The 22,297-nt window shown below is 33.6% G+C and carries 28 protein-coding genes and 1 other annotated feature; of the genes, 13 read left to right on the top strand and 15 right to left on the bottom strand.

Annotated elements, in window-relative coordinates; translation table 11 throughout:
* Positions 1–34 precede the first annotated feature (34 nt).
* Positions 35–610, bottom strand: coding sequence for a DJ-1/PfpI family protein (locus tag RTL21_RS05950; RefSeq protein WP_312094319.1), 576 nt, complete (start codon positions 608–610; stop codon positions 35–37).
* Positions 611–780: 170 nt separating this feature from the next.
* On the opposite strand from RTL21_RS05950, the gene RTL21_RS05945 reads away from it, so the two are divergent.
* Both RTL21_RS05945 and RTL21_RS05940 read left to right on the top strand, forming a co-directional pair.
* Positions 781–1,101 carry a hypothetical protein gene (locus RTL21_RS05945; protein ID WP_312094317.1) on the top strand — a complete coding sequence of 107 codons (321 nt, stop codon included), beginning with the start codon at positions 781–783 and terminating at the stop codon, positions 1,099–1,101.
* 76 nt (positions 1,102–1,177) lie between these two features.
* Positions 1,178–2,113 (top strand): acetamidase/formamidase family protein, encoded by a 936-nt coding sequence (locus RTL21_RS05940; RefSeq protein WP_312094315.1) that lies wholly within the window; start codon positions 1,178–1,180, stop codon positions 2,111–2,113.
* 438 nt (positions 2,114–2,551) lie between these two features.
* Here the strand turns inward: RTL21_RS05940 and RTL21_RS05935 are convergent, their stop codons facing one another.
* Positions 2,552–3,292 (bottom strand): hypothetical protein, encoded by a 741-nt coding sequence (locus RTL21_RS05935; RefSeq protein ID WP_312094314.1) that lies wholly within the window; start codon positions 3,290–3,292, stop codon positions 2,552–2,554.
* Complete coding sequence (locus tag RTL21_RS05930; RefSeq protein ID WP_312094312.1) at positions 3,293–4,057, bottom strand: hypothetical protein; 765 nt, start codon at positions 4,055–4,057, stop codon at positions 3,293–3,295.
* 217 nt (positions 4,058–4,274) lie between these two features.
* On the opposite strand from RTL21_RS05930, the gene RTL21_RS05925 reads away from it, so the two are divergent.
* Entirely contained in the window at positions 4,275–4,889 is a 615-nt protein-coding gene (locus RTL21_RS05925; RefSeq protein WP_312094310.1) for a DedA family protein, read from the top strand.
* Between the two features lie 560 nt (positions 4,890–5,449).
* Here RTL21_RS05925 and RTL21_RS05920 read toward each other — a convergent pair.
* The gene (locus tag RTL21_RS05920) at positions 5,450–5,785 is read right to left on the bottom strand and encodes a DUF4183 domain-containing protein (RefSeq protein WP_312094308.1); all 336 of its coding nucleotides are present in this window, start codon (positions 5,783–5,785) and stop codon (positions 5,450–5,452) included.
* 141 nt (positions 5,786–5,926) lie between these two features.
* Between RTL21_RS05920 and RTL21_RS05915 the strand changes: the two genes are divergently transcribed.
* Positions 5,927–6,310, top strand: coding sequence for a DUF4183 domain-containing protein (locus tag RTL21_RS05915; RefSeq protein ID WP_312094306.1), 384 nt, complete (start codon positions 5,927–5,929; stop codon positions 6,308–6,310).
* 153 nt (positions 6,311–6,463) lie between these two features.
* Here the strand turns inward: RTL21_RS05915 and RTL21_RS05910 are convergent, their stop codons facing one another.
* The 4 genes from RTL21_RS05910 to RTL21_RS05895 all read right to left on the bottom strand — a co-directional run bounded on the left by RTL21_RS05910 (position 6,464) and on the right by RTL21_RS05895 (position 8,992).
* Complete coding sequence (locus RTL21_RS05910) at positions 6,464–7,006, bottom strand: GNAT family N-acetyltransferase (RefSeq protein ID WP_312094304.1); 543 nt, start codon at positions 7,004–7,006, stop codon at positions 6,464–6,466.
* Positions 7,007–7,212: 206 nt separating this feature from the next.
* On the bottom strand, positions 7,213–7,872 hold the full coding sequence (locus tag RTL21_RS05905; RefSeq protein WP_312094302.1) for a Type 1 glutamine amidotransferase-like domain-containing protein: 660 nt from the start codon (positions 7,870–7,872) through the stop codon (positions 7,213–7,215).
* Position 7,873: 1 nt separating this feature from the next.
* Positions 7,874–8,437 (bottom strand): histidine phosphatase family protein, encoded by a 564-nt coding sequence (locus RTL21_RS05900; protein ID WP_312094300.1) that lies wholly within the window; start codon positions 8,435–8,437, stop codon positions 7,874–7,876.
* An 18-nt stretch (positions 8,438–8,455) separates the two neighbouring features.
* Positions 8,456–8,992, bottom strand: a complete 537-nt coding sequence (locus tag RTL21_RS05895; protein ID WP_312094298.1) for a GNAT family N-acetyltransferase — start codon at positions 8,990–8,992, stop codon at positions 8,456–8,458.
* Between the two features lie 518 nt (positions 8,993–9,510).
* Here RTL21_RS05895 and RTL21_RS05890 point away from each other — a divergent pair.
* Together RTL21_RS05890 and RTL21_RS05885 are read left to right on the top strand one after the other, a co-directional pair.
* Entirely contained in the window at positions 9,511–10,341 is an 831-nt protein-coding gene (locus RTL21_RS05890; protein WP_312094296.1) for a type II toxin-antitoxin system SpoIISA family toxin, read from the top strand.
* Positions 10,342–10,487: 146 nt separating this feature from the next.
* The gene (locus RTL21_RS05885; RefSeq protein ID WP_312094294.1) at positions 10,488–10,670 is read left to right on the top strand and encodes a hypothetical protein; all 183 of its coding nucleotides are present in this window, start codon (positions 10,488–10,490) and stop codon (positions 10,668–10,670) included.
* Positions 10,671–11,016: 346 nt separating this feature from the next.
* Here the strand turns inward: RTL21_RS05885 and RTL21_RS05880 are convergent, their stop codons facing one another.
* From RTL21_RS05880 to RTL21_RS05865, 4 genes are all read right to left on the bottom strand, one after another.
* The gene (locus RTL21_RS05880; protein WP_312094292.1) at positions 11,017–11,532 is read right to left on the bottom strand and encodes a hypothetical protein; all 516 of its coding nucleotides are present in this window, start codon (positions 11,530–11,532) and stop codon (positions 11,017–11,019) included.
* A gap of 410 nt (positions 11,533–11,942) precedes the next feature.
* The gene (gene metG, locus RTL21_RS05875; RefSeq protein WP_312094290.1) at positions 11,943–13,583 is read right to left on the bottom strand and encodes a methionine--tRNA ligase; all 1,641 of its coding nucleotides are present in this window, start codon (positions 13,581–13,583) and stop codon (positions 11,943–11,945) included.
* A 137-nt stretch (positions 13,584–13,720) separates the two neighbouring features.
* Positions 13,721–13,975: a binding site (T-box leader), on the bottom strand.
* Positions 13,976–14,080: 105 nt separating this feature from the next.
* Complete coding sequence (locus tag RTL21_RS05870) at positions 14,081–14,839, bottom strand: class I SAM-dependent methyltransferase (protein WP_312094288.1); 759 nt, start codon at positions 14,837–14,839, stop codon at positions 14,081–14,083.
* A 167-nt stretch (positions 14,840–15,006) separates the two neighbouring features.
* Positions 15,007–15,390: a PH domain-containing protein gene (locus RTL21_RS05865; RefSeq protein ID WP_312094286.1), complete on the bottom strand. Its 384-nt coding sequence runs from the start codon at positions 15,388–15,390 to the stop codon at positions 15,007–15,009.
* Positions 15,391–15,591: 201 nt separating this feature from the next.
* On the opposite strand from RTL21_RS05865, the gene RTL21_RS05860 reads away from it, so the two are divergent.
* Entirely contained in the window at positions 15,592–16,302 is a 711-nt protein-coding gene (locus RTL21_RS05860) for a DUF3298 and DUF4163 domain-containing protein (RefSeq protein WP_312094284.1), read from the top strand.
* Positions 16,303–16,379: 77 nt separating this feature from the next.
* Here RTL21_RS05860 and RTL21_RS05855 read toward each other — a convergent pair whose 3' ends face one another.
* Positions 16,380–16,892, bottom strand: coding sequence for a pyrophosphohydrolase domain-containing protein (locus RTL21_RS05855; protein WP_312094282.1), 513 nt, complete (start codon positions 16,890–16,892; stop codon positions 16,380–16,382).
* Positions 16,893–17,305: 413 nt separating this feature from the next.
* Here RTL21_RS05855 and RTL21_RS05850 point away from each other — a divergent pair, with 413 nt between their 5' ends.
* On the top strand, positions 17,306–17,632 hold the full coding sequence (locus RTL21_RS05850; protein ID WP_312094280.1) for a hypothetical protein: 327 nt from the start codon (positions 17,306–17,308) through the stop codon (positions 17,630–17,632).
* 60 nt (positions 17,633–17,692) lie between these two features.
* Here RTL21_RS05850 and RTL21_RS05845 read toward each other — a convergent pair whose 3' ends face one another.
* Positions 17,693–17,860: a hypothetical protein gene (locus RTL21_RS05845; protein WP_312094278.1), complete on the bottom strand. Its 168-nt coding sequence runs from the start codon at positions 17,858–17,860 to the stop codon at positions 17,693–17,695.
* A 285-nt stretch (positions 17,861–18,145) separates the two neighbouring features.
* Here RTL21_RS05845 and RTL21_RS05840 point away from each other — a divergent pair, with 285 nt between their 5' ends.
* From RTL21_RS05840 to RTL21_RS05825, 4 genes are all read left to right on the top strand, one after another.
* Positions 18,146–18,328, top strand: a complete 183-nt coding sequence (locus RTL21_RS05840; RefSeq protein ID WP_312094276.1) for a hypothetical protein — start codon at positions 18,146–18,148, stop codon at positions 18,326–18,328.
* Positions 18,329–18,436: 108 nt separating this feature from the next.
* Positions 18,437–19,312 (top strand): LysR family transcriptional regulator, encoded by an 876-nt coding sequence (locus RTL21_RS05835; protein WP_312094273.1) that lies wholly within the window; start codon positions 18,437–18,439, stop codon positions 19,310–19,312.
* A 146-nt stretch (positions 19,313–19,458) separates the two neighbouring features.
* Entirely contained in the window at positions 19,459–19,839 is a 381-nt protein-coding gene (locus tag RTL21_RS05830) for a CidA/LrgA family protein (protein ID WP_312094271.1), read from the top strand.
* The gene (locus RTL21_RS05825; protein WP_312094269.1) at positions 19,836–20,525 is read left to right on the top strand and encodes an LrgB family protein; all 690 of its coding nucleotides are present in this window, start codon (positions 19,836–19,838) and stop codon (positions 20,523–20,525) included. The genes RTL21_RS05830 and RTL21_RS05825 overlap by 4 nt, the downstream gene beginning before the upstream one ends.
* A gap of 220 nt (positions 20,526–20,745) precedes the next feature.
* Here RTL21_RS05825 and RTL21_RS05820 read toward each other — a convergent pair whose 3' ends face one another.
* Positions 20,746–20,949: a cold-shock protein gene (locus RTL21_RS05820; RefSeq protein ID WP_312094537.1), complete on the bottom strand. Its 204-nt coding sequence runs from the start codon at positions 20,947–20,949 to the stop codon at positions 20,746–20,748.
* Between the two features lie 461 nt (positions 20,950–21,410).
* On the opposite strand from RTL21_RS05820, the gene RTL21_RS05815 reads away from it, so the two are divergent.
* Positions 21,411–21,698 (top strand): DUF6509 family protein, encoded by a 288-nt coding sequence (locus RTL21_RS05815; RefSeq protein ID WP_312094267.1) that lies wholly within the window; start codon positions 21,411–21,413, stop codon positions 21,696–21,698.
* The last annotated feature ends 599 nt before the right edge of the window (positions 21,699–22,297 follow it).

Here is a 22,297-nt window from a genome sequence, read left to right as displayed (position 1 = left end):
TCTCCTCCTATTCTATTTATCTGTCAGTCTATCATTAATCATACTCCATCCGTTTTGCTGTCTCCTTTACCACATGCTCCCCACATAATTTACCAATCAAATGAAAGGACATATTGATTCCTGCAGATATTCCACCAGAAGTTACTATCTTGCCCTCATCTACAAATTTTACATTTCTAACTAGCTGTATTTTCGGAAATTCTTCCTCCAACCGGTCAATATCCATCCAGTGTGTTGTTGCTCTTAACCCGTCCAACAAATCTGCTTTCGCTAGTAAAAAGGCTCCTGTGCAAACAGATGTAATGTATTCTACTTTTTGTGATTGCTCTTTAATCCAATTAATGACAGCAAGATTATAAATTTCGATTTGCTCTGCTCCGTACCCACCAGGAACGATAAGAATATCAATATCAGGATGATTTTCAAAAGAATAGTCTGCTTGTAGTCTCAAACCATTCCTCGCTATAATAGTTCCTCCTGTTTCTGAAATAGTACAAACTCGAAAAGAGTCAATGTCCCCTCTAGCTAAGGAAAATACTTCAAATGGTCCAGCAACATCTAATACTTCTACTTCATTAAAAAGGAATATGCCGACTATACGCTTTTTCACTCTATCCCTCGCATTCAAAATTAGTAGTATTCCTATGCAAATTTAAAACAAATATATCCTTTTTTTCTCATCCTATCATAAATTTCGAATTTTTAAATAACATTCCCCCAAAAATTTCATAAAAATAAATGGTATAATATTTGTTCTAATGATTTAACTGGGAGGAAGGTATGATTCAGGCAATTGGTGTCGTTGATTTTCATTACAAACCAATGAGAACAACGAAATATAAAGAGAATGTAACAAAGAAAATAAATGCAAAAACAAATAAATTCGATGATTCTTTTGAAGTAATTTCTATTTCAGAGCCATATGACATAGATGGAGATATTTACGTGCGTGTATCTTGTTCATTTACCATATATATGTATGAAAAGGCATATATTCGAAATCCAGAAGAATATGTCGGTTCTGTATTTCCTACTTTAAAAGAAAGAATAACGCAAAAAATAATCGCAACAAAAGTATATAGTTTAACTAAAAGAAGATAATTATTTTTTTAGGATAAAGGATTGCGCATTTTTTTATCGAATAAAAGGAAAAACAAACTTTTTAGGAGGAGAAAAAATGCACCATCAATTAACATTAAAGCAGGAAAACTTGCATGGTACGTTTAGTAACAGCTATAAACCCATTATCACAGTGGAATCAGGTGACTCTATTCACTTAAAAACCTTGGATATAGAATGGGGGTATTCCTCTTCTAAAAACGAGGAGTATCGTAAATATTCCTCAAGAGAACAAGAAGTAAAACCACAGCATCCAATGATTGGTCCCATTGCGATTAAAGGAGCTAAACCTGGGATGGTATTAGAAGTAAAACTTAACGATATCGTTCCTGGATGGTATGGTCGCAATTGGGCAGGCGGCATGGCGAATTGGCAAAACAATGCAATTGGAATCTCTAATACCGACAGAATTCAATTGGATTGGGAATTAGATAGAGAGAAAATGATTGGTTCTACTTCTATTCATTCCCGACCATTTCATGTTACTTTGCAGCCGTTTATGGGTGTTTTAGGAGTTGCGCCAAAAGAAGCTGGTGTCCATTCTACCTCCCCACCAAGATATTGTGGAGGTAATATAGATTGCAAGGAAATCATTAAAGGAAGCAGCTTGTTTTTACCAATCTCTGTTGAAGATGCACTTTTCTCTATTGGTGATGGTCATGCCTTGCAAGGAGATGGAGAAATTTCAGGAACAGCGATTGAATGTCCGATGGATCTTGTTGACATCACATTAATTGTTAGAGAAGATTTACAATTTACTTATCCGCGCGCGAAAACACCAAATGGCTGGGTTACATTTGGGTTCGATGAAGATTTAAATATGGCAACAGAAATCGCCTTGGCTGATATGATATCTTTAATGGAGCAATTTTATTCTATTTCCCGAACTGAAGCGACTGCTTTAGCAAGTGTTGCTGTTGATTTACATATTACGCAAATTGTTAATGGTGTAAAAGGAGTACATGCGATTTTACCTCATGGTGTTATCCGTTAAAAAGAGGACTACTTTTTTGGAAAAAATGAAGAGGAAAAGGAGAAAAAGTGGCCAATCTTTGAAGAATTCTAGATATATTAGTAGATTTCATGGTAATCTTTATCATTTTCCTGATTTTATTCCGCTCTTTTTTTGAAATTCTAGTATCTAAGACAATCTAAAATAGCTTGAAAGGAAAATTGTTTCCTTTCAAGCTATTTTTCCCTTTCGCAGACACCTACTTAAAATGGCTTTAAAATTATATAAAGACTTGATAATTTCTGAAATATCAATCGTATCTGCGGTTTGTTTCATAATCTCTTCCATCCGTTTATAAGCAAATGGACTTTCATCTAATGTCCTGTTTTTTACCGAAGTGCTCCAAACATCTTTCAAGGATGCCTCAAAATCACTTAATTTAATCGTTTTGTTTGCATTTTTTTTTATTGGAGAGCTTTTTTACCATTGTTCTCCTTCCCATTTATCCATAATCGATATATATTCTATAGCTGCACCTGAATTGGTAGTTGCACTTTTTTCATAATCGTTAAGTGGTAGTACATAATTATTTTCCTTATCATATCCTTTAACTCCATAATGCAACTCTTCTCCATTGGAGGAGAATAAATCCTCTTCTTGTATCTCTACTTTAATTTGTGTTGCCTTCCATATGTTTTCCCATTCGTCCGGTACTTTGTATATACCATATGACTTGCCACTCATAGAAACAACTTCTTCCATTTGAATGGCTGGTTCATAATATTCACCTCCCCAGCCACTAGTATAATCTCGATTCTTAATCAAATAGAAAGTAATATGATCAAGATCATCTTTAGTTTCAAGATTCCATAAAAAATAGGATTCTGACTGATTTTTCTCACCAATTCTCCAAAGAAACGGTTGACCTGACGAGGTTACATAGGTTACTTCCCATTTATTATCTATCCATTCTACTAAACTATAGCCATAGTGCTTATCATTAGAAAGATGGGGAACGAAAACATGTTTATCGTCTAGGGCAATATGTTCGAAAAATGTATTTATATGTACTTCACCGGTTTCTAAGATCATTTTCTTTAAATGATTCTCTGTTGGTAGGGATGCTGGCATACTATATTTATCTGTTATTGAAAGAACAATATATAGACAAATTGCAATCATAGCTACAACTATCAAACTCCATCGCCACTTATACTTCATCTATTCCGTCCTCCTTGTTAAGATAGATTCAGAGGTACGAAAATAGTACTGTCCCTTTTCAGTCGAAATAATCATTCCTTTTCCGTCAGTTTCGATATAAATAGCAGATTCATATCCACTTCCCCACTTTGAGGTAGCTCCCATAAGAACATAAGGAAATTGTTCATTTGTTTGATGGGGTTCATATTCTTGTTCCTCTTCCCAGTCAATTCCCACATCATCATTTATAAAATCCGGGAAAGATTCTTGATACCATTGTTGTACATCCATTGTTCTTAATTCCCAAGAGGATAGACTTTTCCTGAATACCTCTTTATTTAGAACCGCTTGGTTACCAGAAGGATGAATTAATACAATGCTAGGGTCATCTAATTCAGCTAAGAATGTCTCCACTTTATCTGTTGGATAAAGAAGATTTTGTAGTGGGGGAATAAACAATGTAGTCATCAGAAAGATGTAATTTCCAAAAAAACCCAACCACACAAAAGGCCGATATATCTTCCATCGTTCTTTCTTCTTTCGAAAAACAAAGAGGAGTATCCATACACCAAGGGGTAAAATAGCTATTTTCAATTGTGAATCACCTAGTGTAAATTGAAAGTTAAAGCAAAATAAACCTATGTAGACAACAATTGCCATTTTCCAAACGACAGGTTTTTCGATTTGCCTTTTATATAATAAACACATAAACCCAATTAATATTGCCCAGCCAATTATATTCATAAAGCTTGCACTTAAATGAGTAGCTAACCAAAATTCAACCATATGCTAACTCCAATCTATTAATCTGTATTTCCCATCCTTATTTTAGCGCAATTTCCAAATAACTACATTATTTTTAAAAAAGAGAGAATGATATAAATGTCTTGCAAATAGGATTATTTATAGAAGATTCTTGTACCTTATGATAAGATACGAATATGTGTAAACTGATAAAAATTTTATCTATCACAAGCAGATAATAGGTTAAGGAGTGCAGTGAATGGAAAATTGGATTATGGAAACGATGGGAAAATTCGGATACATTGGTATACTTTTGTTAATCATGCTTGAGAATATCTTCCCCCCAATTCCATCAGAAGTAATACTAACCTTTGGGGGTGCAATGACTGCAAAAACAGAGATGACTATAACAGGAGTGGTCATCGTTTCTACAATTGGATCTGTTTTAGGGGCAATCATTCTTTATTTCATCGGTTCCTTATTAGAAATAAAGAGATTAGAAAAAATCGTTGATAAATGGGGACATATCCTCCGATTGAAAAGAGAAGATTTATATAAGGCAGATCGCTGGTTTGAGAAATATGGCTATTGGACAGTCTTCTTTTGCCGCTTTATTCCGCTTATTCGAAGCTTAATTTCGCTTCCAGCAGGTATGGCAAAAATGAACTTTGGTATCTTTTTATTTCTTACAACAATTGGTACTTTCGTATGGAACTTTGTGCTTATTCGAATTGGGGCAGCAGTTGGTGACTCTTGGGAGGATATCGTTCACTACATGGACATGTATTCAAATGTGGCATACGCTCTTATTGCAGTAATCGGACTTGCCTTTATCGGAATTTATATTTATAAACGAATCATTAAACAAAATTAACAGATTTCATTTTTCATCTCATGGATAATCCATGAGATGATTTTGTTTCACTCACAAATCATTCTACTTTTTCCTAAATCGCTTAAATAAATAGAGTAATATTCCAATTATTATTAGGACTAAAATAAATCTAACACTCAATGGATAAATCACGATGATTCTTGCATGCTTTATAAAATCAATAAAAAAGAAAGCAACTATAACAAGAAAGAAAACTTTCCCTAGCAATCTTTTATTCTTCATGACAATCCCCACATCTCTATATAGTTTTTTCTTGTATCATCTTATGATGCAGGTAGCATGTTTAGGTATGTATAATTAAAAAGGTTTTCCCAACTTTACGCTTGAATAATCCCAAATTCCCTCTAGAATCAAAGCAGTTCCAATATTTATCACTTCTTCTATCTTCAATATTTTTCCAATGAAGAAACAGATTCATATTATGATTATCGTATTCCCCACTCCTCTGAGTGATTACTTTCCTCAGAAAACTTTCTCCCTTAATATACGCTTAGTATAAAGAAATAGTCTGCCTTGATCTATTAAGACAGACTTCATAATTATACAATAAACATTTGCAAAACAACTGTCGCCCCACAAATAGGAACATCTTCTGTCTTAAGACAAATCATACCTTGCTTCACTTCATAATTTTCTTTAGGTTGTAAAACTGCGTTAATAAACAAATTCATATAGGATAATTTTGAAGGTGCAAGAATTTTTTGTTTCCCTAATTCTTTTACCCCTTCTTCTTCTGTAAAAATATTCTTAGTTCCATCTGCAATTGCAAAATATTCGATAACGACTATTTTTTTCGGTAAGTGTACATAAACTTCTGCACCTGGTATATCAGGAATGATCAAATAAGGCTTTGGCAACCCTTGGTCTTTTTCCATCTCTCCCACCTTTTTTTCCATAATAATTATTCTATCAATCGAAAGTAAGATGGTGCGCCTATTGTGATTATTTCCATTATGTCTAATCGTTCTCTTACTCATTACATAACATAAAGTATAATTGAATAAGGTGGTGAAACGATGCCTTTACAAATAATGAAGCTTGCGGTGAGTGCAACATTAGCCATTGATACTGTTCCTACTGTTGAACGTTTTTTCCATATAGTTACTACTCCCATTACCGAAGGAGGTACCTTAGCAATCGGTGTAGCAGAATTTATGACAGATACTGGTGATGCAGCAACATCGCTACCTGCACTTACAGCTGATAACAGTTATTTCAAAGTGTATGTAAACGGAATCCTTCAAATGGAAGATCTCCTTACTTATACACCTAGTGATGCGGAAAACGCTGGTCAGTTAGCCATTACGGTTCCTGCTGGTTCTACAATTATTGCAAACAGTCCTGTAGTTTTAGAAATCACTAACTTTGCCCCAACCTCGGAAACAACTATTACAACTTGAATTAAAACGACAGGCAGAATATCAGTTATCCTGCCTGTCGTTTTAGTTTTATTCCGTCAAATCATTGTGTATTTTTATTTAGTTGTTCCATCTGCTTGCTTCCAAATTTCTCACTCTTCTGTATAACATTAATGGGCGCTAAGTTACTTTTCTTTAATCTTTCGGATTAATAATTGCCAAAATCTGATGATCTTTCCACTGTCCATTTATTTTTACATTACTTTTTGCAATTCCCTCTTTATGAAATCCAGCCTTCTCTAATACTCGAATCGATCCTAAATTATGTGGCATTACTCCTGCTTCTAACCGATGTAAATGCAGATTATTAAATGCATAATCAACCAATTGTTTCACAGCAATTGTCATGTATCCTTTGCCGTTTTCCGCTTGATCAAGTACATAACCAACGATAGCGTTATGAGCAGGTTCTCTCCTAACCATATATAAATTGACGCTTCCAATTAAAGAGTCTGATTCCTTTAAAAATATTCCAAAGTGATAATCGATATCTTTTTTCTCGTTTTCTTTCCATGTTTTAATTAGCTGTTTTTGAAAATCTAGTGTATAAAACTCTTCCTTTCGACCAATTGAGTAATCTTTAAAAAAATCTCTATTTCTTACTTCAAGCTGCCATAGTACTTCTGCATCTCTTTCTTCAAATAATCTTATGTAAATTTGCTTCATTTTTTGTACCATTTTAACTCCCCTCTCTCCCTTTATTTTAACCATCCAGCCATTCTAAAAACAACAGATTTTTCTGAAAATAAGAACATAAAAAAACTTACATTGCTTTAATACAACGTAAGTTTTTCGGAATACGAAATTCACTTATTGCCAATTAGGTTTTTTAAAAAGTTGAATGCGTAAAATTTAATATCTTTTAAAGTGAAAGACTATTGAGATTACTCAATTTTTTCAAAATGATTATTTTTTAAACTAAAAACTCCAGCTCCTTCTGTTTCTATTAGCTTATTATTACAGAAATACATTCCAGTGCCTTCATCGATTCCAAAATTATAAATTGGTTTAAGCGTTTTGACCGCAGTTCTTAAGTGACTTTCATCCATCCATTCACTATAATGAACAGCAATAACTGTATCTTTTATCAATCCTAATCCTTTTCTAAATTTAATAACTTTGGCATCATTATCCTTTGCTGAAATCACACAGTTCTCCATACTGATAAGCGCACCAGCTGAAAAACCGGCGATTGGAACTCCAGCCACAAATTGTTTCTTTATTGTTTTTGAAATAGTTGTATCGACAATATACTTTGCATAAAGCTCTGTATTTCCTCCGCCTATTATAATCCCTGAACTATTGCTAAGATGCTGGATAGCTTCTTCCACTGGTACAGTTGGAAGCGGTATATATTGAAATTCCGTAAAGCCAAATTCCTTAAGTAAATTTGTATACTTTGTCATATACTCCTTCCAATTTGTTCTATCCAAAATAAGCAAAGATACTTTTCCTTTTCTTACAGTCGCCAACTGTGAAAATTCCCTTGCCATAGTGCTTGTAAATGGAGGACCTCCGCCAAATAAAAATAGATGTCTATCCATCCTAGTCCTCCCAGATTCTATGTACATTTATTAAATAATTGCCTTCAAAAGTTAATTTATAAATATCCGGCATTTTTAAATTCTTCCAAAAAGTATAGTCATATTCCTTTGAAAAATAATTCATTATTAAGACCATGATATTTCCATGTGTGCCAATAACAATTCGTTTGTTTTCATATCTTTTTAAAAGTTGAAATAATGCCTGAATGCCTCTTTTCTGAGCATGGAAATTCGATTCTCCTCCTTCCCATGCAAAAGATTCTTCTTTCCACACCTTTTCGACTGCTTTATCAAAATCAAAAACTGCTCCTTCAGCTAGTACTCGTTCTTTGAATTCCTCTATACATTTGATTGCGACTTGAGAATATTCTGCAATTCCTTCTACTGTCTGTATCGCTCTCTTATATGGACTTGACACAACTACATCGACTGATTCTGTTTGCATTCGTTTTGCTACGTACTTAGCGTCTGAAAAGCCTTTCTCAGATAACGGCCTACCTAACTCATCTGTGGAATACACAGAGTGAGCATGCCTTACTAAGTATATCGTTGTTTTATTCCCCACTTTGCTCATCCAATCTATTTAAATTAAATCTTCTTTGACTATCGAGTATACATTTGTATCAAAAGTTCTGCCATTTTGCACATAATACGATCGAAGTATTCCTTCATGCTGAAATCCAAGCTTTTTAACAAGATTGTTTGAAGCATCATTTTCTAAATAAATCAATGCACCTAATCGATTTAATGGAAGCTCCTCCAATGCATAACGGATAACTCTTTCTACTGCTTCGGATGTGTATCCATGTCTCCAATAATCAGGATGGATTTCGTAACCGATTTCCGCTCGTTTCTGTGTAAGAACCACATTATTTAAACCAAGTGTCCCAATAAGATGCGAAGTACCTTTTATTTCAATTCCCCATCTTATCCCTCGACTATTTCGATAGCTTTCCGAAAAATGTCCAATTAGCATTTCAACTTGATCGATACTTTCAAAAGCTTCTTGTCCATAATAGCGAGTAACTTCTTCCCTTGAAAAATAAGCAAATAAATCAGCAGCATCTTGTTTTTTTATTTCTCTTAATATCAGTCTCTCAGTCTCTAATCTAGGAAACATCCTATCCCTCTTTTTCATTTCCAGCTTTTCAAGGCCTTATTTTACCATTTTTTTCTTATTATAATTGATATCCTCTTATTATCCTAGGGAAATGATAAGCTAAATTGCAAATCCCTTTCCACCCTAAGGTTTTTCTAGATGTTCCATTTCAATTAGTAAAAAGCGATTCTTATCGGTTATCTTTCATTTTAGATTATCATATTCTAAATACAAAGGTCATTCCTCATTAGAAAGCAGAAATTATATGGCAAATGATTTCCTTTGTTTTGGTTTTTATTTTTTCACTCTAGCTTATTCAGCCTTGACCACAAATTGTAATCATGATATCGATTCGTTTCCTCCGTTAAATTATCTAGGCAAACTATTGCAAAGTCGGTAAATCCATCATTTTATCCTCTTCTTCTTATCGAAAACGTGCTACCTTCAAATAAAGAATTGGATTTCACTTTTAGCTATCACGCATTAAAATATCAAATACATGCTATAATAATAGATACCAAGTATTGGGAGGAACTATTTTGACAACGATTTATTTTGGGTTTATTTCTATAATAATATTGTTGGTCGTTCTATCACTCGTGTATTTTTGGTGGCGAACGGATAAATATGTCGAAAATCTTCAAGCAATTCGTAAGTCGTATTATGTACTATTTTTTCTTCTTATCTGCCTTGGGATTTTTTCCAGTCAACTACAAATTAATGATTGGAAAACCATTTTATCTTTTGCTTTTGCCGCTGTCTTTCTTGATATCGCTGTTTTCCAAACTCCGGATATACTTAAAATTTGGAACACAGAATTTCAGCACAGTAATTACATACGAAAAACAATTCGTAAAAATGAAGAAGTTTTAGGATACAATGCAAAGAAAGTCCAAAACTTTACAGAAGTTATTTCCAGAACTGCTGACCATTTTATGGATCGCAATCTTCCCCAGCATTGGCGCCAATACAAGGATGAATTACGGGCATATTTAAATCTATACGCAGACACATTTCAGTTTCATATCGCGATTTTCCCATTTGCCATTAGTGCTGATGGAGAGGAATTGATTCAAAACCTGGAAACAGCCTTTAATAGTGTAGAAATCTGTTATAATATTAGTTTTCTAGACAGTGGAATGAAAGCCAGCATCATCCAGGATCTTCTAGATGGTAAGAGTACCCCCTTAAAGGATCCAAGTAATGATGGAAATATGGACGAATGGACGAAAAATGTTTTCATCGTTGCCTATTACGGGGAAAGTTATAATATGCTGATTGGAATCAGCTCTGATTTCGTTGAAGTGGATGGAATTGACGCTTCTCATATACTTAACCTCGCACAAATTTTTGATTGGTACATGGTTTAAGGCTCCATTTTGCATGTTCTGTAGTATAATAATATATAGATAAAAAAGCATGAGCATTTACACAATCTAAAGCTTAATAGTTTCATTGATTAATAGCTTGTGCCAGAAATTTAGGAAAGAAAACATCTTTAAAAGGAGGAATTGATATGGCAGGCAAAAAGAAAACTACAGCTGCTTCAACTCCTACTCCATTCAATAAACCAAATAAACAGTCCAAAAAATCAATGAATCCTAATAGGAGAAAAATGACAGTAGCAGTATCAGAAACATTCGAAGATATTCATGACATGAATAAAAAAGCATTAAATCTATTAGCCAAACGTGCCTAATTAAACAGAGTCTCAAAGTGAAGTTGGGTTTTTTCTAAAAAATATCCAATATCACTTTAAGACTCTTCTTTTATCCCGTTACTAAAATCACGAATAGAGCCTGTATAAGAACAATGAAAAAATGGAAAGCCTATAGATAAAAAGTAACTAGAGGCTATTCCATATGACAATAAAAAGAAAACAAAACAAGAATCCCAATCGTAGACATATGACTGTCCCATCCATGCATTTTTCTGTTTCCATCTATAATAAAAAGGCATTAGCTATATTAGAAGCCCGTGAAAGAAGCAGGACCTAGACTATCTTTACTGAATGCACTATCGCATTGTTTAACGCTATTAATAATCTATTTAATTTTAGGTTCCCTGTCATTATGATGCGAATTTGCTTCTAAATGCTTATCCAAATAGGAGTAAAACTTTTCCATCGTATCCTGTTCTTTCAGAATTGCTTGAAGCTTTAACGGGTCTTTAATAGCTACTTTATGTTTTTTTAGTAGCTGAATCAGCTCAGGGAAAAGACCTATATCTTCACTTTCCAAGTGTAAAATAGAATGGTCTTTTAAGTGGATGATAATATTTAGATGTAGGGATGAGCCTAAAAGATATAAAAATACAGTCGGAACTCGTTGTACATTAAATTCAACTGAGACAACTTCTTTATAACGAACTGTTCGTATACTGTGTTTCTTTTTTCTTCTAAATAAACCACATGGTGTGAAAAGAATGCCTAAATCACTAAAGCTTGTATAACATATAGGATAAAGCTTACTTGTATAATGAGGATATTTTTTACCGTAAACCTCTACAATAACTGGTAAGACTCTGGTCATTCCTTGTGATACAAACTCACTCCACTTCATTTTCGCTCCCTCCTACTTATTAAATACTCTATTCAACCCCTTTAACCATATACTCTCTTATAATCCGTTCTTTGTTTATTATCTTTAGTCTATTCCGTAATAATAGAAATATTGCCAAGTGTTTTTGCTAAACGATCCAAGTAATGTATTTAACATAGTATATTCATTGCTATTAAAAAGGTTATAAAAGAAACGATAATACTTAAATATTCGATATAAAAAAGCAATTTTCCTGTTACTCCCCTAATAAATTCATTAATTTTCTACATCTAATCCGATTTTTCCGTGTATTAGATGTTGCTCTGTATCTTTTTGCTATTGTATCCTATTAGCTACCCTTTCTTAAAACATCCCTTTCCAAAAAGTGCTGAAAAAGGGATGTTTTAAGTGATTAATATCCAATTATAGAGTTACTCTTTTTTTACTCCATCTAACAGTGCATTTAATTCCTCCTCAATTAAACCTATATCCAATCTATCAAAGAGTGGCAGAACATATCGTATTTCGGCGGGAAGAGTATGTTGTTGCTTCCATTCTATTTTCGTAATCCCCAGCATCTCTCTAATTTTCCGTGTCGAAAACGGAACAAAAGGTTCAAGAAGCTGTGCTAAATTAATAATAATATACGTACAATTAGCTAAGGTAATCTCTCCACCTTCCTTATTTGTCTTTACCTGTTCCCATGGTTTTTGTTGATCGAAATAACGATTCGCATAACGGATGTAAGCGAAAATTTCTTCTAATGCTTTTTTCCCATTTCCGTTTTCAATCCATTCTCCTGACTTTTGATAAACCTCTTCTGTAATAGCAATAATATTTTTCGAAATGGTTTTCTCGGGAATCTTGCTATCGTATGCTTTTTGAATGAATTTCAATGTTCGATTAACAAAGTTTCCGTATGCTCCTAATAATTCACTATTGTGGCTATAGATAAATTCACGCCAAGAGAAGTCTGTGTCTCTGGCCTCTGGTGCATTAATCGTTAAAAAATAACGAATCGAATCGGGATCGTACTTATTTAAGATATATGGCACCCAAACAGCCCAATTTTGGCTAGTGGATAATTTTCTTTTTTCTAACGTCAAATATTCACTGGAAATGATATGCGTTGGCAAGGGTTTTCTGCCCAACCCAAGCAAAATACTTGGCCAAATGACAGTATGGAATGGAATATTATCTTTTCCATGCACATAATAGGAAATTGTTTCGTTATTCCAATACTCTTCAACATTCACACCTTTCTTTTTACAAGCCTCCATGCTAGCAGTTAGATAGCCTGCTACAGCTTCTATCCAGACGTAAATTTTCTTTCCTTCAAATCCTTGTAAAGGTACATCAATTCCATTTGGCAAATCCCTTGTTACTGCTCTATCTGGAAGTCCTTCTTGTAAATAACGTTTCGTTAAAGCAAGTGCATTTTCGCGCCACAATTGTTTTTCTGAAGCTTCTTTTAAGTATGCTTCCATCTCCTGCTGAAACTGGCTAAAGGCAAAATAGAAATGCTCCGTTTCCTGAATGACAGGCTCTTCTCCACAAATTTTGCAACGCTTCTCCTCTAATTCTAATGGATCTAATATAGCAGAGCAGTGGTCACATTGATCTCCTCTAGCTTTTTGTTTGCAATGTGGACAAATCCCTTCTACAAAACGATCAGGTAAAAACTGATTGTCTTTTTCACAATAAGCTTGCTCTACCGTTTTTTTATAGAGATATTTGTTCTTTAATAAAGTAAGAAAAATCTCCTGAACCGATTGATGGTGATGCTTGGCATCTGTTCTTGTATAAAGATCATATGAAAAACCTAATTGCGAAAAGCATTGGTAAAATTCGCTGTGATATCGATCAGCAATTTCCTGAACAGTTGTATGCTCCTGCTGTGCGCAAATAGAAATTGGAGTTCCGTTGCAGTCACTCCCGGAAACATAAAGAACATTTTCTCCCTTTTGGCGAAAATAACGCGCTAAAATATCACCTGGCAACAAAGCTGCCACATGTCCTAAATGTAAAGATCCGTTTGCATAGGGCCATGCCCCCCCGATAAATATCGTCATAATCTATTCCTCCCTAATCAATCTATCTTATTTCTTCTGCTTGTATAAATTTATCAATCCTCTTTCACTGAGGCTCTTACTGAATAGCTAAATCCCCCCATCATTAAAAACATAAAAAAAACGCCCTAATCTAAAAAGATTAGGACGAGTTCACCCGTGGTACCACCTAGCTTCACAAATAATTTGCACTATTTGCCTCCAATCAGTACGTCTTTTAAAAGAGATACTGCTGCTGTTATAACGAGTGCCTATCTCGTCGTAGTCTACTCACCTAAAGTTTTCGGTACGAAGCTCAAAGGTCATTTTCAATAAGGTTCATTTACTTCCTTTCCACCATCGGAAGCTCTCTATAAAATATTGCCTTATTTACTTTTCCTTATCAATGCCATCATTTATATTAAGATTCATTGTAAAATTTCTATTATTAATTGTCAATATGTTTCGAAAGATCTGTGAATATAAAGTTTAATAATAAGCTAGTGTATTCTAAAGGCAATTCAAATGATAGCGCCTACATAAACATGCAGATCATTTGGAACTAATATTGATTCCTCTTTACTATACTTTTCAAAAAGAAATCCTAGTTCTTCAACAAATTCCTCATAAAAAATATCCTCTTTTTGTGGTGCATAGGAAGCGGACAGATTTCTACCGATAAAATATTCTTTACTCATTTTTAATGGATTAGAGACAGCATAATGCTCATATCCATTGTTGAAAAATTGCTGTAAATCCAACCGCTCAATATTAATTCCACCACTAAACCCTTGAAAATTCGGACAATATTTTTTTGATATTTTGGCAGTCTCCTTATTTAACTTACTAGTGTGGTCACGACTGTTCCATATAAGCATGACATAGCCATTTGTCTTTAAAATGCGTTTACATTCTTTTTTAAAGGCAACGGCATCAAACCAGTGAAATGCTTGAGCGACCGTCACTAAATCCACACTCTTATCCGCAATCCCAGTATTCTCAGCAGAACCGGCTAAACAGGTTACCTGTTTTAGATCTTCCATTCTTTCTTTTAGAATAGCCCTCATATCATCATTTGGTTCTATTGCTAAGATATCTGTACCAACATTTGCTATTAATTCGGTGAAAATCCCAGTACCTGCACCAATGTCGGCAATGACAAAATTATCTTTTCTTCCGATATACTCTGTTATAAGCTCCTTAAAGAAAACTTTTGGATAACCTGGCCGATAACGATCGTATAATGTGGACTTCCCTGTAAATTTCGTTTCGGAATTCATTTTATTCCCCCTCCTTTATAAATCCATTTCCCCTCTCATGTTTTTATCTTTTTACCCTATTTTCACTATACTAAATAAATATTCCACAAAGAACATTACATTCCTTCTATCTTTTTTAAGAGAGTCCCGCAGATAATTTTATTTGCGGGGACTGGCTCTCTTTTTTATTAAGCTTTTGCTACATAACTTGCAAGGGCTTTTTGGACATCATATATGCTGCTATCCTTTTTAAATTGTTTAGATATTGCTGGCAACTCTGCTCCCGAAATCCAAATTTTCAATTCAGCATCTAAATCAAAATGACCAGCAGTTTCGATGCTAAAACGAGAAATACTCTTAAAAGGCACAGACATGTACTCGACTTTTTTTCCAGTTAGTCCTTGTTTATCAACAAGGATTAATCGCAAATCAGTAAATACAATTAAGTCTCTAATTAATTTATATGCAAGCTCTATCTGTTCATTTGTTCCTATTATGTTGCTTAATTCTTTTTCTAATTCTTTCACATCTGCAGAACTTGCATTCCCCATTAATCCATTTAAAAATCCCATAAAATTCAACCTCCATTATCTTTTATTTATGTACTGATTAACATCCAAAAAAGTTTCATTTTCTTTTCCCATCTACTAATTTCATTATCCTCCTTCTTCACTCACAATACAAAGCATATGTTTTTTTCCAACTATATCCATACATATTCATTCTATTTCGTAAAAAAATAATACTTATACTAAAAAAGAATGGAGATTTTTATGAAAAAGCACATGAAATTTCTTGTTCAGCTATCCATCGCCTTGCAAATACTTGTAATTACCATTGAACCGATATCTACTATTGCGATAAAAACTCCAAACGTCGTAATGACAAAAAAATATAAAAATATCGAAAACCTTAAATTTCCTACTCTAATAAGCGCTCCTAATAATAAAGCACAAAATAGAGTAAACAAAATTCTTATACAACATATACAAGATTCGTATAACAGCTACTTAAGATTGATGAAAGAGATGGAAAAGATGAAAGAAGATCCAGTTTGTAAGGAATCACCATCTACCTGTCAATACGAATACATGACAAACTATCAGGTTAAATACAATAGGAATAGTAAATTGAGCATATTATTTACTGATTATCAATTTACTGGCGGGGCACATGGTAATACGGTTATCACTACTTACAACTTTGATCTCAAATCTGGAAACCAATTGACATTAGATGACTTTCTCAAGTCTGATCGAGAGTATGAGAAAGTGACGAATTACGCCTTAGCATATATGAAAAAACATCCCGAAATATTCTATTCCGATCCATCTGAATTTGCGGATTTTAAAGTAACAAATGAAACGAACTTCTATTTATCAGATAAAGGGATAGAGCTAATATTTCAGCAATATGAAGTTGGTCCCTACGTTTCTGGAAATCCTTCTGTATTGATTCCAGCTTCTATATTTCAAAATAGGTAAATATAAAAAAAGGGAAGAACTTTGTCTTTCATTACTCAATTAGCAGCGATGCTTAAGACGTCAGTTCCTCCCTCCTATTATTTATTTTTTCGTTGTCTTTCTATTTCCGCTTGTAATCTGCCTTCAGGTGCAAAATCTGCTTCCCAATTTGGCGGCTTAATAATTTTACCATCTTCTTCTCTAAACCTTGGTTTGCCATCCTCAAATAACTTTCCCATATTTGCCTCTTGGACTATTTGAAAAAGAGCAAATGGTTCTACTCCAGCAATTACAAAACTGCCTTGGTTAAAATACTCTACATCTGTTAGTGCATCCATTTGTGCTACTAATTTATCATCAACTGGTTTCTTTTGAGTAAGTATTTTATCAACTGCTTTATTTAAGCCCGTTAAAAACTGTTCATACAGTTCTTGGAATTTGCTTTCATCTCCTTCAGCCGTTGCATATAAAAATTCAACTAATTCTTCTCCTGTCCAAACAGCTCGATTAACAGCTGTTTTTTCATCGATAGCAGTCGGTTCTGCTGCCACTTCATGTCCAAATGCTTCATGAAATCTTTTTACCATATGATACATTCTGTTATTATCCATTATGACTCCTTTTCAAAATAAACTTAAATTTTATTAAGAAAACTTCCATCAGTAGTTTTTTTCTCATCCCCCACAATGATGGTTAGCTGCATTTATCAGCTCTACACAGCAGGATTTCAACACCAAGCTTTCTTGATTTACTGCAAGCTTGAGGTTGAGGTCTTACTGCCCGTTAAGAGTGGGATACAGTCTATTGTACCATTAGTTCTTCTTTTTGTAGCATTTTCCTTTCCATTAAAGGAATGCACTATGCAGATACATTAGTAAAAAAGCCTTTATAAGCATTCTCCTAATCTTTTATATAACACCTTTGAAATACTATTAAAGCAAGCTTTTTTAAATAGTGTAAAAACATTAATTTACTACTGTTTAATAGCCTGTTATAATACTAGAGGGAAAGAGGTGTATAATCAATGGAGATATTTAGTATTCAAGAATTAGAAAAAGTAATACGTCATGTCGAAATTGAAGGACAAGGGGGAATTTTTCAAGAAGAAACAGGCAAGCAGCCAAAAGATTACCCAAAGGAATTCCTAGATCGTATCGTTAATTACATTTCTGATACTCAATTAATAAAGAAAATTCAGAAATTAACAAATGATGAAGCACTGCACTTATTCGTGAAATCAGTTTACGTGGTCTGTATAAAGGATCTACATAGTTCTGACGATATTCAAGAACAAGCTCTTGTACAAAAAGTTTTTTCTGATTATTTAAAAGAAACATCTATGGCTCAATAAAAATATAGGCAAGTTGTTAAGTAGCATAACAAAGACTAGGATGCATTCCACCCTAGTCTATTATTTTTGCCCATTTTGTTTTTGTGATTTTGTACGATAGATAGTACCATAAATCATTTCCACATGATTTTTTCTATATAGATTTTCATACTTTTTGTGTGCGATTAAGTTATCCTTCCAATTCTGCGTATAGATTATCTTGTCTTTTAACTCGTGAAAAATGCTCATGATCTTCACACCTTTCTTAAGTTGATAATCTACTTATACCACCTCACTTTCACGTTTAAACCTAAATTCTTTTCTTATATCTCCCCAGCAAGTCAGGTCTATCGACATGCTAAATCCATATAAATTAGTAAATTAGCTGTAAAAACCATTATATATCTTGATATCAATAACCACATATAACTAAATGCATAATAAAAAGCTTCCAACAATAGTTGTACTTCCCTCCTAATTTGCGTAAAATAAGTAATTATTAATACATTTTATTTAAAGGACAGGAAGTTTATTATGACTAAATTCGGTTGGTTTTTATCGTTGATTGGATTCTTAGCAATCTTAAGTAGTGTTCTCTATCCACTAGATGTTATTAGCAAGCAAACAGTATTAATTCTTCTTTTTGGAGGAGCTGTTACTATGTTTGTTGGTTCTATGATTAGAAATTTATCCCTTTTAAAGAAAATACCAAAATAAAATTATTTTGGCATTTTAAAGCAAGATCACTACCTAATAAATAATGGTCGGAAGGCTGTCTCCAAAAAAAAGAGACAGCCCTTTTCCGTAATAAAAGGAGAAAGAAAGATGGAGATAAGACAGTTGCATTATTTTGTAGAAGTAGTTAAACAAAAAAATATGACGAAAGCATCAGATAATCTTCATATTTCTCAGCCTGCACTAAGTAAAGCAATCAAAAGCTTAGAAGCAGAAATTGGATTAACATTAATTCATCGTTCCAATAAAACACATGAGCTAACTGATGCTGGTTCGGTGGTTTTTGAATATGGACAAAAAATTCTTGCGCAAGTGGAAGAAATGTCATCCACCCTGCATGATATGACGAATTTAACGAGAGGAAATATAAATATTGGTCTTCCGCCTATTATCGGAAGCTTATTCTTTCCAAAAATAATTGCTGCATTCCATAAAGCATATCCGAACATTCAAATTAACATAAAAGAATATGGGGCTGCAAAGGTTGTTAAAAGTGTGGAAGAAGGCGAATTTGAAATAGGGGTAGCCGTGCTTCCTTTAACAGATGAAGCTTTTCATGTATTTCCACTTGTTAAAGAAGAATTAAAATTGATTGTGCCAGAATCCCACCGCTTAGCAAATAAGAAAAAGGTTCAAATGAAGGAATTAAAAGAGGAAGAATTTATTTTTTACAGTGAAGAATTTGCGCTTTATGAAATAATGAGAAGAAAATTCATTCAAGAAGGATTTGAGCCAAATATTATCTTCAAAAGCTCCCAATGGGACTTTATGGTTGAAATTGTTGCAGCAAATTTAGGTATTTCTATACTCCCAGAATCGATATGTAATCGAGCAAATAATAATCAAGTCCATTTCATTGACTTAGAGCCCGTGACGAATTGGGAGCTTGTCATCATAACGAAGAAGGATCGCTATCTATCTGTTGCTGGTAGAAGATTCATTGACTTTGTACTTAATAATGAATAATTACCATTTCTACTACTCGCTACCTTTCATAACTTTTAGTTATATTAATTATAATAACTATGTATTTTACGAATAACTAATAGAAGGGTATGATATTCATATACCAAGGTGATGGATAACTCATTCCATCAAATGAATATCAGAAGGTGATCTCATTGAAGAATATATTGATAATCGCTGGTCAAATCTTATTCCTTCATATTTTTCTTTTAATTGGAATAGGAATTAAAATGATCGTTACTATACCAATTCCTGCTTCAATGATTGGATTGATAGTTCTTTTTATTACATTAAAGCTTAAAATAGTGAAAATAGAATGGGTTGAAAAAGGAGCTGCTTGGCTACTTGCAGAATTACTGTTATTTTTTATTCCATCAGCTGTCGGCATTGTTAATTACAATGAAATTCTAAATGTAAAAGGAATTGAAACAGTTTTATTAATTGCGATAAGTACTTTTATTGTAATGGGGGCTACAGGATTTACTGCTGAAAAAATTTATAATAGAAAGAGACGTTTTAGCAAATGAAAATTATTATTCTTACCATTATAACTTATATGCTTTATCGCATAGCCAAAGCATGCTATAAGAAATGGAATATACCGTTGTTTCATCCGTTATTAATTACCCCAGTACTTCTTATCGCATTTATTTCTGTCTTTCAAATTCCAGCAACGACTTATATGGAATCAGCACAGCCATTAACGCATTTATTAGGACCAGCAACGATAGCTTTCGCTGTCCCTATTTACAAAAATTTGCATTTGTTAAAGAAATATTTTACGATTATTATCATTAGTGTCACAACAGGCACATTGGTCGCTATTTTTTCTTCTTATTTATTATCTATTTTGATCCATTTAAACAATGACTTTATTATGAGCATCTTACCACGCTCGATTACCACGCCAATAGCAATTGTCGTTTCAGAGGAGATTGGTGGTCTTCCAACATTAACGACTATATTTGTCATTATTACTGGAGTATTAGGAGGAATCATTGGACCATACGCGATAAAATGGTTATCGCTTCGCTCTCCGATTGCAAGAGGCTTAGCACTTGGAATGGGCGCGCATGGTGTTGGTACATCTAAAGCGATGGAGTTTGGTGAACAAGAAGCAACATTCTCGACTCTTGCAATGATTTTAGCAGCATGGATTACTGTTTTATGGGGAACTTCGTTAATCCCCTTGATGCTTAGCTTTACCGCTTAACAGGTGATATAATTCCATCAATAAGGTATTTATTGCAGAAAGAATGTCATTTTTTACTGGCGTTTTTTCTGCTTTTTTATGAAGAATTATCGAAAAATAGGCAAAAAAAAATAGACCTTCTCCATATTGGATCAGACCATACAAGATTCACCAATCGATTACTTTTCCACCGAATGGACAAATCTTGTGAGGTCAATCCTTTTGGAAAATTCCTCTTCTTTTATTTTGAATATATGCTATTATTATTAACTACTTGAAGTTCTCTAGTTGTTTGTACCATTTCACTTCCACATATTGGGCACTTTGGTGTTTCACTGCTTTTAAAATTATCCCGAATCCAACACTTACATGTTTCTGAAGTACAATCCCAAACCATCACTTCTTCTTTAACAATTTCTTCATTATTTCTTCTGCCAAATCCCATTGCCAAATGAAGCACCTCCAGGAAGCTAATTTTTTGTTAAATAACTATGTTTGAAAATATATAGGTAGTTTTCGCAATCCACTTCATGCTTATACCGACATCTATTGCCATTCGCTCCACATAGAAATTTAACACCATAAAATAAAAACACTTGTAAACAAGAGAAAACCAAAAAAAGATCCCTAAACAAGTGCATAAGAAGTATAAATCTAAACTAAAAACTAATAATAAATATAACATATTTTTATAAGAAAGTCAAACTTTTTATTATGCCACAACTCCTACTATTAATGCAAACATTATTTTAAATAAATTGTCGATATATCTCCTTTATCTAATGCTACTATTTATTTAAATATATTAAAACGAATACAATTAGCTATTCCCTTCTTAATATGATATTATTTTTTTGTGAACAAACTAACTGTCGTTTTACCTAAGAATTTTTGGAGGTTTATTAAGTGAACATTAAAGAATATACAATCGAAGAAATTAAGGACCCAACTGGCATTCTTGCTGGGAAACGTTATGAATTTTTCCTAACTGTCGAGTTCGATGAGGAAGATGAGCTAGCAGAAGAAGATCATTTACAAATAAAAGTTCTTTTCTCAGTAGATGAAAATGGAACCCGCATTCTTAATTATCATTTTTATAATAGCTTAGAAAACAAATACTTAGATTATGGTTTAGAAGATGATGAGCTTGAGGAAATACAAACATTTTGTAGCTTGCATTATTTAGAGGATTAATACTGTATAGTAAGAGGTTGGGATATAAGTATTCCAGCAATAGACAGCCCCGAACAACCAAACGAGAGTTCCATATGGTTGTTCGGGTTTTTTATTAGTTTTTTATTAGTTTTTTATTAGTTTTTTATTAGTTTTTTATTAGTTTTATAAAAGGCTGATTCAGTAAAGTTAGTGTTAGTAACCGCAGCCTGAATACACTTCCCTTTCCATGGGGCCCTCCTCGTCACTACACTACGTTCCTGCTGGGTCTCGGACTTTTTCTCGCAGCTCCGCTTTTCCAATTAAATTTTTTTCTATTGCATAAATTTTTTTTTAGAAAAACAACCTTTAAAAACGAAGTGGAATGGAGCGGAAGACACTCGACTCCTGCGGAAAATAGAGGATGCTTTAGACCCAACAGAAGCTGAGGGGGCTTAAGCTTCTAAGCTTCCTCCCCCGACGCATCGTGTGTCTGTAGCGCAATGGAACGTATTAGTGTTTATACTTGGCTAAATTTATAAACATAAATAACCAGTATGAGAAAGCAACCTTTATTTAAGAGCTAAATTAGAGATTGTTCGTCTCTAAAGATTGGCTATTTAGTTTTTCCCAGCCCCTTT

This window comes from Niallia sp. (genome assembly GCF_031978665.1).
Classification (GTDB): Bacteria; Bacillota; Bacilli; order Bacillales; family Cytobacillaceae; genus Niallia.
This window is presented reverse-complemented; position numbering and strand designations above follow the sequence as displayed.

Excerpts from the sequence above, each read along its gene's own strand:
- RTL21_RS05940 (WP_312094315.1), top strand. The coding sequence starts at position 1,178 with ATGCACCATCAATTAACATTAAAGCAGGAAAACTTGCATGGTACGTTT.
- RTL21_RS05880 (WP_312094292.1), bottom strand. The coding sequence starts at position 11,532 with ATGAAGTGGAGTGAGTTTGTATCACAAGGAATGACCAGAGTCTTACCA.
- RTL21_RS05915 (WP_312094306.1), top strand. The coding sequence starts at position 5,927 with ATGCCTTTACAAATAATGAAGCTTGCGGTGAGTGCAACATTAGCCATT.
- RTL21_RS05895 (WP_312094298.1), bottom strand. The coding sequence starts at position 8,992 with ATGTTTCCTAGATTAGAGACTGAGAGACTGATATTAAGAGAAATAAAA.
- RTL21_RS05910 (WP_312094304.1), bottom strand. The coding sequence starts at position 7,006 with ATGGTACAAAAAATGAAGCAAATTTACATAAGATTATTTGAAGAAAGA.
- RTL21_RS05865 (WP_312094286.1), bottom strand. The coding sequence starts at position 15,390 with ATGGGATTTTTAAATGGATTAATGGGGAATGCAAGTTCTGCAGATGTG.
- RTL21_RS05845 (WP_312094278.1), bottom strand. The coding sequence starts at position 17,860 with ATGAGCATTTTTCACGAGTTAAAAGACAAGATAATCTATACGCAGAAT.
- RTL21_RS05860 (WP_312094284.1), top strand. The coding sequence starts at position 15,592 with ATGAAAAAGCACATGAAATTTCTTGTTCAGCTATCCATCGCCTTGCAA.
- RTL21_RS05920 (WP_312094308.1), bottom strand. The coding sequence starts at position 5,785 with ATGGAAAAAGACCAAGGGTTGCCAAAGCCTTATTTGATCATTCCTGAT.
- metG (WP_312094290.1), bottom strand. The coding sequence starts at position 13,583 with ATGACGATATTTATCGGGGGGGCATGGCCCTATGCAAACGGATCTTTA.
- RTL21_RS05840 (WP_312094276.1), top strand. The coding sequence starts at position 18,146 with ATGACTAAATTCGGTTGGTTTTTATCGTTGATTGGATTCTTAGCAATC.
- RTL21_RS05855 (WP_312094282.1), bottom strand. The coding sequence starts at position 16,892 with ATGGATAATAACAGAATGTATCATATGGTAAAAAGATTTCATGAAGCA.
- RTL21_RS05925 (WP_312094310.1), top strand. The coding sequence starts at position 4,275 with ATGGAAAATTGGATTATGGAAACGATGGGAAAATTCGGATACATTGGT.
- RTL21_RS05945 (WP_312094317.1), top strand. The coding sequence starts at position 781 with ATGATTCAGGCAATTGGTGTCGTTGATTTTCATTACAAACCAATGAGA.
- RTL21_RS05905 (WP_312094302.1), bottom strand. The coding sequence starts at position 7,872 with ATGGATAGACATCTATTTTTATTTGGCGGAGGTCCTCCATTTACAAGC.
- RTL21_RS05885 (WP_312094294.1), top strand. The coding sequence starts at position 10,488 with ATGGCAGGCAAAAAGAAAACTACAGCTGCTTCAACTCCTACTCCATTC.
- RTL21_RS05930 (WP_312094312.1), bottom strand. The coding sequence starts at position 4,057 with ATGGTTGAATTTTGGTTAGCTACTCATTTAAGTGCAAGCTTTATGAAT.
- RTL21_RS05935 (WP_312094314.1), bottom strand. The coding sequence starts at position 3,292 with ATGAAGTATAAGTGGCGATGGAGTTTGATAGTTGTAGCTATGATTGCA.
- RTL21_RS05835 (WP_312094273.1), top strand. The coding sequence starts at position 18,437 with ATGGAGATAAGACAGTTGCATTATTTTGTAGAAGTAGTTAAACAAAAA.
- RTL21_RS05820 (WP_312094537.1), bottom strand. The coding sequence starts at position 20,949 with ATGGGATTTGGCAGAAGAAATAATGAAGAAATTGTTAAAGAAGAAGTG.
- RTL21_RS05850 (WP_312094280.1), top strand. The coding sequence starts at position 17,306 with ATGGAGATATTTAGTATTCAAGAATTAGAAAAAGTAATACGTCATGTC.
- RTL21_RS05870 (WP_312094288.1), bottom strand. The coding sequence starts at position 14,839 with ATGAATTCCGAAACGAAATTTACAGGGAAGTCCACATTATACGATCGT.
- RTL21_RS05825 (WP_312094269.1), top strand. The coding sequence starts at position 19,836 with ATGAAAATTATTATTCTTACCATTATAACTTATATGCTTTATCGCATA.